The sequence below is a fragment of the Sphingobium bisphenolivorans genome, from assembly GCF_000412635.1.
In the GTDB taxonomy this organism is placed as follows: Bacteria; Pseudomonadota; Alphaproteobacteria; order Sphingomonadales; family Sphingomonadaceae; genus Sphingobium; species Sphingobium bisphenolivorans.
The window spans coordinates 1-10382 of record NZ_ASTG01000037.1 but is presented as its reverse complement, the minus strand read 5'-3'; the positions used below and the strand labels follow the sequence as shown (position 1 = coordinate 10382).

Annotated in this window: 11 protein-coding genes; 4 read left to right on the top strand and 7 right to left on the bottom strand. The window is 63.4% G+C overall.

What is annotated here, in order from left to right:
• Positions 1-198, top strand: a 198-nt coding sequence (locus L858_RS22370; RefSeq protein ID WP_238565004.1) for a hypothetical protein, incomplete at its 5' end; no start/stop codon positions are given.
• A 72-nt stretch (positions 199-270) separates the two neighbouring features.
• Positions 271-1331 (top strand): IS630 family transposase gene (locus tag L858_RS21490; protein ID WP_193742895.1). Its coding sequence is split into 2 segments (ribosomal slippage): positions 271-778 and positions 778-1331, totalling 1062 coding nucleotides; the frame shifts between segments, so codons are not numbered across the junction.
• Positions 1332-1670: 339 nt separating this feature from the next.
• Here the strand turns inward: L858_RS21490 and L858_RS0118800 are convergent.
• Positions 1671-2789 (bottom strand): tyrosine-type recombinase/integrase, encoded by a 1119-nt coding sequence (locus L858_RS0118800; protein ID WP_022684613.1) that lies wholly within the window; start codon positions 2787-2789, stop codon positions 1671-1673.
• 344 nt (positions 2790-3133) lie between these two features.
• Between L858_RS0118800 and L858_RS0118795 the strand changes: the two genes are divergently transcribed.
• Complete coding sequence (locus L858_RS0118795) at positions 3134-4060, top strand: hypothetical protein (protein WP_152639881.1); 927 nt, start codon at positions 3134-3136, stop codon at positions 4058-4060.
• A 661-nt stretch (positions 4061-4721) separates the two neighbouring features.
• Here the strand turns inward: L858_RS0118795 and L858_RS0118790 are convergent.
• From L858_RS0118790 to L858_RS0118780, 3 genes are all read right to left on the bottom strand, one after another.
• On the bottom strand, positions 4722-5930 hold the full coding sequence (locus L858_RS0118790) for a replication initiator protein A (protein WP_022684611.1): 1209 nt from the start codon (positions 5928-5930) through the stop codon (positions 4722-4724).
• A 232-nt stretch (positions 5931-6162) separates the two neighbouring features.
• Positions 6163-7254 (bottom strand): ParB/RepB/Spo0J family partition protein, encoded by a 1092-nt coding sequence (locus L858_RS0118785; protein WP_028056289.1) that lies wholly within the window; start codon positions 7252-7254, stop codon positions 6163-6165.
• 59 nt (positions 7255-7313) lie between these two features.
• The gene (locus L858_RS0118780; protein ID WP_022684609.1) at positions 7314-8510 is read right to left on the bottom strand and encodes an AAA family ATPase; all 1197 of its coding nucleotides are present in this window, start codon (positions 8508-8510) and stop codon (positions 7314-7316) included.
• 232 nt (positions 8511-8742) lie between these two features.
• Here L858_RS0118780 and L858_RS21485 point away from each other — a divergent pair, with 232 nt between their 5' ends.
• On the top strand, positions 8743-9012 hold the full coding sequence (locus tag L858_RS21485; RefSeq protein ID WP_081643410.1) for a hypothetical protein: 270 nt from the start codon (positions 8743-8745) through the stop codon (positions 9010-9012).
• A gap of 108 nt (positions 9013-9120) precedes the next feature.
• On the opposite strand, the gene L858_RS0118770 is transcribed toward L858_RS21485, so the two are convergent.
• The 3 genes from L858_RS0118770 to L858_RS0118760 are packed head-to-tail and all read right to left on the bottom strand — an operon-like array spanning position 9121 to position 10186.
• Positions 9121-9684 (bottom strand): DUF4337 domain-containing protein, encoded by a 564-nt coding sequence (locus L858_RS0118770; RefSeq protein ID WP_022684607.1) that lies wholly within the window; start codon positions 9682-9684, stop codon positions 9121-9123.
• 57 nt (positions 9685-9741) lie between these two features.
• Positions 9742-9969, bottom strand: coding sequence for a hypothetical protein (locus L858_RS0118765; RefSeq protein ID WP_022684606.1), 228 nt, complete (start codon positions 9967-9969; stop codon positions 9742-9744).
• Entirely contained in the window at positions 9959-10186 is a 228-nt protein-coding gene (locus L858_RS0118760) for a hypothetical protein (protein WP_022684605.1), read from the bottom strand. The genes L858_RS0118765 and L858_RS0118760 overlap by 11 nt, the downstream gene beginning before the upstream one ends.
• Positions 10187-10382 lie beyond the last annotated feature (196 nt).

Below are 10382 nucleotides of genomic sequence, written 5' to 3'. Positions count from 1 at the left end.
CGCAGCGGCGCGCTTGGACGCGTCGCCGAAGCTCTCCGGATCGGGCACCACGCCGGTCACCTGCACGACAATGCCCTCCAACTGGCAGCCATAGATTCACAAATTCACCGTTTTGAGAATCCCCATCGTGAGTCAGCGTCACTGACGGCTGGTATTACAGCAGGGTCATGCCGTGAGGATCATACCAGCGCGCGCTGATGCTGACTCACGTTCGGGATTCCCAAGCTGCTGAAAATCTGATTCGATGTTGCAAGCACATGGAGGCTTGCGATGGCGGCAGCGATTGGCGTTCGATCTGACTACACATCGACGGATTTGCGTCAGTTAGCGCGACGAAGTGAAGACCCGGACCAGGTTCGTCGTCTGCTCGCCGTTGCGCTGATCCTGGATGGCGGAAGCCGGAGCGAAGTGGCGAAGGTTGCCGGCGTGACGCTACAAATTGTGCGCGACTGGGTCATGCGGTTCAACGAGGGCGGCCCCGATGGCCTGGTCACGCGCAAGGCGCCGGGACGAGCCTCTATCCTGAACGATGAGCAGCGCAATCGGTTAGCAGCGATTGTCGAGGCGGGGCCGATCCCTGCGGCGCACGGCGTGGTGCGCTGGCGACTTGCCGATCTGGCGCAATGGATCCGGGATGAGTTCACGCTCTCTGTCACGCGCCACACACTCGGGCGCGAACTGCGCGCGATGGGCTACCGCAAGCTCTCGGCGCGCCCCCGCCATCGTGGCCAGAAGCCTGATGACATTGCCGATTTTAAAAAAGCTTCGCCCCCCGTCTGGCGCAGATCAGGCGGAGGCTCCCGAGAGGAACGCCGGTAGAGCTGTGGTGGCAGGACGAAGCCCGCGTCGGTCAGCAGACCAAGCTCACCCGGCGGTGGGCCAAGCGGGGCACCCGTCCCTCGGCACCCAAGGACCAACGGCGGTCCTCGGCATGGCTATTTGGGGCGATCTGCCCCGCTGAAGGCAAGGCCGCCGGCGTCGTCATGCCCAGATGCAACAGCGAGGCGATGAGCATGCATCTACAGGAGATCGCTTTCCACATCGCACCGGGCGCGCACGCCGTCCTGCTGCTCGATCAGGCCGGATGGCACGGATCAACCAAGTTGGTCGTGCCTCCCAACATCACCCTGTTGCCGCTGCCACCCCGGTGTCCCGAACTCAACCCGGTCGAGAACGTGTGGCAGTTCATGCGCGACAACTGGCTGTCGAACCGCATCTTCACATCCTACGACGACATTGTCGAACACTGCTGCTTCGCTTGGAACCAACTCGTCGATCAGCCTTGGCGCATCATGTCCCTCGGCCTGCGCTCATGGGCTCATGGGTTCTGATCAATGCACCTTGGTATTAGGCATACGCGTCCAGCGTATCGCAAGAGAAACGCCGCCACTGCCCCGGTCTGCGATCCGGAACAACGTCACGGTCCAGCCGAAAAGTCGTGCTGGCAAAGGTCACCAGTTACCACTTTCTGCCTGATGTCTATTGGCGGGATGTGATCGCAGATTGAGCGGAACTCAGGCAGCGCTTGTCAGCCGGATCATCATTCGCAGCGCCAATCTGTCCATCAATACATGCGCCGGAAGCTATGAAGCTGAGCGGCATATTGCTATTGCCCCGCGCGGCGCATTTCAGCCCGGTCCCCTGGACTTAGGCGGTCTCGTCGGTGCTGCTTATTCACCCATCCGTTTCGCGTGCCGCGCTGCCGTCACCTTCGACCGCCAGCGTAGCGTTTCGGTGACCGGCCCTATCCCCTCCCCTGCCGCCAGCAGGTCCTGCGCCCGCCCCAGCCTCGGTGAATGCGCGCTGAGGGTCGCCGCCGCCTGGTCGAGCGCCTTGCCTGTCAAGGGGATCAAGCCCTGGCTCGCGGCTGACCGCATCAGCCGGCGCAAGATATGCGTGATCCCATGCACCGTCAGCGGGTCGGCGCCGATCCTGTAGCGTAGTCGCGCCGATTGAGCGGGCCGCGCGGCCATCTGCGACGGATCGACGCGCGCGTTCGGCGCCAGGTCGGCGATTGTGCGCGCCGCGCGGGCGGGACGCGCCTTTCGCCGATCGATCATCACGCGACGGAACAACGGGCCGCTCTCCAAGCCAGCCAGCGCGAGCCAGCGGTCGATACGCTCGCCCACCGCTGCCGAGAACATAAGCTTTGACTCCATCCCATTCCGGCCCGGTATGTGCAGCCAGGCGGCTTGCCTGTTTCGCTCAACTTGCTCGATCCGGACCGCCACCAGTTCCGAAGGGCGAAGGCCGCATTCATAGGCGAGGGAGAGCATCGCCGCATCGCGCGCGCCTTGCAGATCCTTTCCGCATGCCCGCAGCAATAACGAAACGCTGGGAGCGAGTCTTTGCTGCTTGCCATCGGCGATCGCATCATAGCGAAGCCTGCTGCCTTGGCTGGCGCTGCGCTGTTGGCGGCTCATTGCCGACATATGCTGTCGCACCAAAGGATCGGTGCAGGGCGAGGCGCTGCCCACCGCCTTATGAAGCCACGCGATCGAAGATAGGTGGCGGCGGACGGTCGCCACCTTCTTTCCGGCTCCGGCCAGCCAGTCCGCATAGGCCAGCACGGTTGCAGCCTCGGTAGGCAGGCACGCGCGGGCTCCTTCTGCGCAAAAATCCGCAAAGGAACGAAGATCGGACAACAGCGCCATGCGGGAGTTGGGAGGCAGGACAAGGAGTGCCCGCGCGGCCCCGGCGATTTCCGCGTCCCGCTCGCGATCGAGAATGTCGGCGAGCCGGAGCTCCAGTGGTACCGACGCCTCCCCTTTCGCAGCCATGCTCGTCATCCTGATCGCCCCTTCGAACAACTTTCAGTGACGTTTGTAACATTATTGTAAGTGGCCCAAAAGTCATCAAAGGCGATGCATAGTCAAATGAACTTCGCTATACATAAGTGATGGAAAATGTGCCGGCACCGGGCGAAACGAGCCTTCGATCAAGCTCTTCAGCACTGTGGGACGCCTGCTACGCCCTCGGGCAACTTAGCGGATCGCTTCGCCGTCTGCCTGATGCGGCCGCGCCCTTTCTCGCCTTCCGCATAACTCGCCTGGCCCTTCTGAACGCGCTTTCCGGCTCCGGCTATTCATCGGCCCCCCAACTTTTTGATAGGTGGGTGATCCAGGCTGAAAACATGCCCCACTTCACTGATGGCGCCACCGCTCCTTCCTACCGGATATTCGCACTGGTTCTGGCGGAATTGCAAGCGTCGAGTTGGCAGCCGCTCGCGCAGGCGGCAGCCACGGTGCGCCGGGCTGTTCCCCACCTGTCGCAGCCCATCACGCCTGATCCAGCGGAGGCGACGGGGAGTGGCGAGGAGGACGGGCTGGTAGCGGCGCTGGAGAGCGCGGGAATGCTTTGTGAGATTGCCTTTGGCGAAGAGGCGGATCAGCATCCGATAGATCGGCTCTGCCAGCTGGTCGAGCGCGCGGCCGCCACGCGTGCCTTCTTTCCCCGGCAGCGCGAACATCAACTAATCTCCACACCGCTGGGCTCCAAAGCTGTCGAGGTTCGACCAGTGCGGCCTCCGTTCTGGGCGCTGGACCTGCATCTGGGCGCCGCTTTGTCGCGGCTGGGGTTGATGCCCTTTGCCCTGCCCCTCCCTGGCGCGACGAGCCAAGAGGCGCTGGACAGCCGAGGGCATCGGCAGCAGCGCGAGCATGCCTGGTTTGGATCACTGACGCAGGCCCTTCGCAACGTGCAGTGCGCGTTCGAAGGCGCGCTGGCCGATCAGAAGCCGCTGGAGGCCTGTCGAAGCCAGTTGCGCAGCAGTTCCCGCGCGCCGCTTGTCTACGCGCTGATAACGGCGCTGGGTGCCTGCCGGACCAAAGATCTGCAGCAGGCGCTCGGCGCGTCCCGTCTTGGTGTCAGGGGGATGCTGGAATCGCTCGTCACGGCAGGCTTGGTCATAAGGGGCGATCGGGGTGCCTGGGTCAGGGCAAACGGATCCGCCGTCGCAGGAGATGGGGCTTCGCCAGTGGCGCCGCTTCCTTCTGTCAACGCGCGGCGGATCGACGAGGATCTTGCGGACCTCGACCGGATTCTGTCGCGGCTGTCGTAGGCACGCAGGTGCCGCCTCTCCTCATCCTCTGCAACAAGAATGAGAATCTCCTGAGAGTTACAAGGTTTCTATAAGGTTAGAAAGTTACGGATCTTTTGTGGACGCATGACTCGCGGATTTCCCGTGAGTCGGGGATCGGGACCGTTCCTGAAAGGTCGGGCTATTGTTCCCATTATGTCGGATCTGTCGTTCCTGATGTGTCGGGCATCCGTTCCTGAAGGGACGAAAGGCGTTCCCGATGTGTCGGTGAAAGAGTTCCGGGTGCGCTCGCCTAAAGACGATTGAATCACTTCCCCCTAGCCTGCCCGAAAGGACGTTCAAAAAATCTTGCGCTCTTGGAGCATTGATAGCCGGCACCGCGTGGGAGGAAGGGGCTATGTTCGTGAACCCGACACTTCGGGAACGGGTGGGGGGCGGACTGGAGGGGCGGCAGCGTGGTTCTGGTAACGGAGCCACCCCTCTTATCCAGAAGGGGGGACGCTTTCGCGCTGTCCACCATGCTCCCAGCCCGGAGGAGCCTGGTTGGCGATGAGCGGAAGCCGACGCCCTGATCAAGCTAAGGTGATTGCGACCGCTCGAGGGCAAAGAGGAGGCTCTTTGGTCAGCGCTCGGATTGGTCAGCTTCGGAAGTGGTGCCGGGTGCTTCGGCAAAACAGCAGCCTTAGAGGCGGTGGCGGTTCTGTTCGTGAAACCGGCGAACGAAGCCGATGAAGGCCTTTTGATAATTGACCGGGGTGCGCTCAGGGTCGGCGTTGAGCCAATTGCGGAAGTCCTGATGGAGCGACTGATAATCCCAGCCCGGGCATTCCGCCCGCAATGTGGCGAGCGTGGCGTCGGTGATCTCGCCAGCACTGGCGCGGGAGGAAAGCCCTACGACAGTGCGGCGGATGACAGCGCTGGCATCGAGCAGCGTCTTGTCAGCAGCAAAGGAAGCGGCCTCCAGCTTTGCGGGCGCTTGCGTCTCCCCCTTTGCGGACTGACTGACGCCGTTTTTCGCCGCCGCTGCCGTTTTGGCTGCAGTGGCAGCGGCATCCGCCGGGCGCCGGCGCATTCGCAGCGTAGGTTCGCGCTTGCCTTCGGCCTGCTCCAATTGAAGCGTATAACCGGGCAGCGGGTCACGTTCTGCGATCTTCGCGATTTCGAACTTGAAGCGGCGGTAGGCGCCTTCCGCTCCCGATTTTTCGAACAGCGTCGGCATGGAGATGGCGAAACCCCCCTCCCCTGCCCCGCCGGCATGTTTGCGCGCGACCTTGTAGAGCCAGCGCTCGCGGCCGCCGGTCAGGTCGAAATAAGCGCGGTCGATGCTGAGCACGCCGCCCTGCATCAGCACGCCTTCGTAGAACCAGTTGCTGAGCTCAATCGTCATGCCGCGGGATCGTTCGGTGCGCTCATCCACCAATTGGGTCCAGCCATCGAGCCAGCTGAAGGTCGCCTCCCGCCGGTTCTCCGCGCGGATATTGGTCTTGATGGTGGTGGAGACGAGCCGATCGAGTGATTGGCCCAGCAGTTCATAGGCGCGCCCTGTCGTGGGACGGTGAATGGCGCGCAGCAGGTCATAGGGCATCAGGTGCAACTTGCGCGGTACATCATTCGCGCCGCGCCTGGCCATGTCGGCGAGGACGGAGGCGCAGTAAATCAGAATGTCGGCATCCCATATTGTCGCCATGCCATAATCGGGATTGGCGGACACATGGACCCAGGCCTTGCCGTCGGGCGAGGTGTAATCGATCGGCTTCACGCGCTTTGTCTTGGCGAGCGAGAAGAAGGGACGCTCCATCATCTCCCGCTGGTCGCGGAGCGGCAGATCGGCGATATAGGGGAGGAAGAGTTCGAACTGGTCGTTGATCTCGGTCTTGCCGCTGCGGGTCATGGGCGGGTCCTGTCATGGGCCGGACGAACCGGGAAATGCGAAGTCCAAGAGTGATTGAGCGAGAAAAACGCCAGGACGGGGAGGGGAGGGGGCATGCTGTTTCCCCGGGGAAACAGGAGAGCCCAAGGGCGGGAGATGCCGCGACGTTTCCCCGGGGAAACATCCGACACCGCGTGGGGCCGCGCCGCAGCTCCCGCCTTCAACCTCCGCTTCCTTCCCCCCCAAGGTCGCATCAGCGTTGCAGCCCCATCCCCTGCTGTTCGAGATGTTCGAGCGTGTCGCGGAGCGCCTTGGCCAGCGTCTCCATGTCCGCGCCGGAGCCCGCATGAAAGCGGATGGTCACGCCCTGCCGGTTCGCCGACTGCACCGTCAGAGCGGGGCGGCCATAGCGCGTCGTCCAGACGAAGGGTTCCGCCTTGGGTTGCGCGCGGGCAGCACGCGGCGCGTCGAGCAGGCGCCGCAAGACGTCCGCCGCCGGGATAGTCGATGCACCCGCCACTCGCAGGTCACGTTGTTCGAGGGCGAGACGGCGCGCTTCCGCATTGATGGCGGGCACCGCGCCCTCATCGTCCAGCGCCTGCGCCAGTGCATAAGCGGGCTTGAGCAGGATGTCGCCGGGCGAGGCGAAAGCATCGACGATGTCGTCCGGAATGCCCGCCACCTTGATCATCTTCGACAGCCAGCCCTTGGAGAGCTTCAGCCGTTCGGCCATCCGCGTCAGATGGCTGCCATAATGGGTCCGCAGCGCCTCGGCATAGTTGCGTGCGCGCTCCAGATCGGTGACGTCCTTGCGGGCGCGATTCTCCAGATCCGCCAGGCGGAAGGCCGCCTCGTCATCGAGCTGGGCCACCTGGGCCACGAACATCATCTCGGGATAGCTGTGCGCCCGCAGCCAGCTGATCGACCAATGGCGGCGGGTGCCGGCGATCACTTCATAGTCATGATCCGGATCGCCCTCCACCCGGCGGACAACGGCGGGCACCTTCTGCCCGCCTTCGGCGATGATGGAGTCGATCAGCTCGCGGCAATTTTCTTCGGTAAGATGGGCATAGAGCCGCGCATTGCCGCCCCAGATGCGCACCTTCGCCGGGTCGAGCAGCAGCTGGGTAACCTGCCGCACTTCGCCCGAGGCGAGGCGGGAGAGGGCGGTTTCCCGGCTGAGCAGCGTGCTGCCCCGTACCCGCTCCGGGCGCAAGGGCGCAGGATCGGCGGCAGCCGCTGAGGGTGGGGGGACAGGATGGATCGGCTGTTCCTGATGTGTCGGCACTGCGTCCTGCTCATCCGAAAGCAGTGCGGCCAGATAATCGGATTGTTTACGCGCCATCATCTTCCCCCTTGACGAATCGGGAACATATGGTGAACAATAGTCTGTAGGAAAGGGGATTATGCCGCATTGACAATATCCTCTTCCCGCGCCGGGGCGACACGGCCCCAGCCCTGGCGCACCAATGCCTCGATCTGCGCCAGCGCTTCGTCCAGATTGGCACGGCAGCGCTTGTGCGTGCGCGGCGTGCCGATCGGCTTTTCCAGCTCATAGACGGTCATCATGCGCAGCGCCGCATGGCTGATTTCGGCGCTGTCCAGGATCGGTATGGGCAGGAGGGCGGGGCCGAAGCTCTGCTCCATGATGGCGCGAACCATCGAATGGCTGGGATCATTGCTGTCGAATTTCGAACAGAGCAGCCGCACGAACTGATAATCGACCGCGATGCCGGCCTGCTGCAGCTGGCCGATCACCTGATCCATCATCGAGAGGAACTGGACGGTCGAGCAGAAGTCGGGCGTGGTCGCGGCGAGCGGCACCAGCAGCGCGTTCGCCGCCTGCATCACCGCCAGGCTGATCGTGCCGAGCGCTGGCGGCGGGTCGAGCAGCACCACGTCATAATGTCGGGCAAGGTCCATCAGACCCTGCTTGAGCTTGCGGAAGCGCGCTGCCAGCACCGAACCGCCATCGCTGCCCGCCGCCGCCAGCTCATATTCGACGTCGAACAATTCGAGATTCGAGGGGATGAGATCGACATTGGGCCATGCCGTATGCTTGACCGCATAGAGCAGGTCGACCTGTGTCGGGTCGATCGACAGATAGGGGTAGAGCGTCTCTTCGCGCTGGATATTGAAATGCGGGTTGAAGCCGAACAGCGTAGTCGTCGTCGCCTGAGAATCGCAATCGACCACCAGCACGCGATAGCCCTGGACCGCGAAATAATGGGCAAGATGGGTGGTGACCGTGGACTTGCCGACGCCGCCCTTGAAATTCTGCACCGCGATGATGGCGGGCACGTCGAGCGGCGCGCGTTCGGGCGACGCACCCAGCACCTGCCGCATGTTCAGCAGTTCCTCCACCGTATAGCCGGGGCGGCGGCCATTCTCGGTCGGCGGGGCAGGGGGCAGGCGGCCGTCATCCTCCGCCATGCGGATGCGATTCGTCGAGCATCCGAGCAGATGCGCGGCCTCCGCAATGCCGAAGCGGACGTTGAGTTCCTTGCGGCTGTCGGGCAGAAAAGCCTTGCGCCGCAGGCGTTCGACCATCTTTTCGCCCGCATCCGCCAGATCGCCGATCTGGTTCACCACTGCGTTCATTCAAGCCCTCGCGCGCCAAGTTGAAGCTTAATTTACAGCTATATCGCAGAAATAATTCAAATAGGCAAATGGCGCGGCTTTTGAATGCTGGACGCGGGCGGCATGTTTTTTTCCCGGCAGCGAAGCCTTACCATCGGGCGGCGTCTATGCCGAACGGCATAGCCCCTTTCCGCAGCGTACCTTTGGGGCGCTGGAGTGTTAATCTTCCTGCAGCAAAGGAAAGGTGATTGTCATGGATGAGAACCATAGTGCGGCAACGGATGACCGGCGCGGATTCCTTAAAACCTGCGGGAAATTCGCGGCGACGGTTCCTCCAGCCATGACCATCCTGCTGTCGACGTCCTTGACCTCGCCGGCGATCGCCCAGTCGGCCAGCGGCGGCGGCGGCGGCAGCATTGGCGGCGGCAGTAGCGGTGGCGGCGGCAGGCCCCCATCCGGAGAGCGCGGCAAGTCCGGTTACGAGCCGGTTCCGCGCCCGCATCCGGAAAGAAAGACTCCGTAAACCCGCGCCACAGGGTTCACCCTTTCCCGACCACCGGGCCGCGCCCATGAAGGCTGCGGCCTGGCTTGGTGGCAGGATATGGCGCCGCCTCCATGGCGAAGCCTTTGCTCAACCCAGAAAGTTGCTCAGCATCGCCGGGTGGAACGACCATCCGGCAAAGCCGCACAAGCTCATGAACAGGCCCAGCGCGCCGAAGGCCCAGCTGGCGAACAACAGCCCCATAATCTCGCAAAGCGCGGCCACCGCCGCCAGCGAAATGGCGATCGCGATCAGGGCCTCGCTGGCGTCGAACTGGTCGTCATGGATGTTGAGCGCATCATAATGCTGGCGATAGGCCTTTGCCTTGCGCGCGAGGCCGGGCGTTTCCGCCTGATAGCGCGCAATCTCTCCATTCAGCCTGACGATCGCGGTGCGGGCGATAGGGGAGGGCGTGCCCTGCGTCACCGCCGCGAGCATCGCCCTGCTGTCCTGCGCGAGATGAAGCTTGGTACGGGTCGCCTGATATTGGCTCCATGCATCGACGGCGTCGGCCTGCGCCTGCTCCATCGCCTGGACGATGTTGCCGTCCTTGATATTGCAGATGCCGGTAAAGACCGACAATATGACGACGCTGATCGCCACCATGCGGTTGATCCGCTTGTCCTTCGCCTCTGCCCTGACTTCGACTTCCATGACGGGTCCCATGTCTTGCGTGAATGACGCTGCGAGTCCGGCGTGCCGAGGTTCCCGTCAGCCGCTCAGCAGCGGGTGGCGCAGCCGCAGTTCGTCGAGCAACGTCTCCACCGCGCCGATCTCCTGGAAGGAACCGGTGGGCGTGATCGTCCAGTTGCAATGCGGGTGGGTGTCACGGCCATAGAGCCGCACCGCGCCGATGACCTTGCGCCAATGATACTTGCTGCGGCCATGGTCGCGGACCAGCCGCGCCACCATCAGGTCGATAAGCTTGTCACCCGTCATGTTCGTCTTCATCCATGTCCAACGGTTCGGCCGGGCGTTCACCGGTCCAGCGGCCGGGCCATTCCACATAAGCCTCCAGTTCGCGCCAGTGCCGGTCCCAGCCGGGGCCGCGCCGATCCTCCGGAACATGCGCTTCCACGATCCGACGTGCCCGCGCGACGATATTGTCCTGGGGCGCACGCAAGCGGTCGAGGATGGCGCGGATGCTGTCGGTCATGAAAGGCGGCGCTGCATCGCCCGTTGATAGGCGGCTGGCGGGCGGCTTTCAACTTTGCCGCAAGGCCGCCCGTGGAGGGCAGGGGAGGGGCCAAACTGCTGCGGCGCAAAAAATTTCGCAAAATTGTCATTTTAGGGCTTGCCCGAATCTCCGCCCCTCCATAGATGGCCTCTCACCGGACGGGACGACGCCAAGC

What these genes read in the sequence shown, in the direction of transcription:
- L858_RS0118800 (WP_022684613.1), bottom strand. Translation starts at nt 2,789, where the DNA reads ATGACGAGCATGGCTGCGAAAGGGGAGGCGTCGGTACCACTGGAGCTC.
- L858_RS0118795 (WP_152639881.1), top strand. Translation starts at nt 3,134, where the DNA reads ATGCCCCACTTCACTGATGGCGCCACCGCTCCTTCCTACCGGATATTC.
- L858_RS0118790 (WP_022684611.1), bottom strand. Translation starts at nt 5,930, where the DNA reads ATGACCCGCAGCGGCAAGACCGAGATCAACGACCAGTTCGAACTCTTC.
- L858_RS0118785 (WP_028056289.1), bottom strand. Translation starts at nt 7,254, where the DNA reads ATGGCGCGTAAACAATCCGATTATCTGGCCGCACTGCTTTCGGATGAG.
- L858_RS0118780 (WP_022684609.1), bottom strand. Translation starts at nt 8,510, where the DNA reads ATGAACGCAGTGGTGAACCAGATCGGCGATCTGGCGGATGCGGGCGAA.
- L858_RS21485 (WP_081643410.1), top strand. Translation starts at nt 8,743, where the DNA reads ATGGATGAGAACCATAGTGCGGCAACGGATGACCGGCGCGGATTCCTT.
- L858_RS0118770 (WP_022684607.1), bottom strand. Translation starts at nt 9,684, where the DNA reads ATGGAAGTCGAAGTCAGGGCAGAGGCGAAGGACAAGCGGATCAACCGC.
- L858_RS0118765 (WP_022684606.1), bottom strand. Translation starts at nt 9,969, where the DNA reads ATGACGGGTGACAAGCTTATCGACCTGATGGTGGCGCGGCTGGTCCGC.
- L858_RS0118760 (WP_022684605.1), bottom strand. Translation starts at nt 10,186, where the DNA reads ATGACCGACAGCATCCGCGCCATCCTCGACCGCTTGCGTGCGCCCCAG.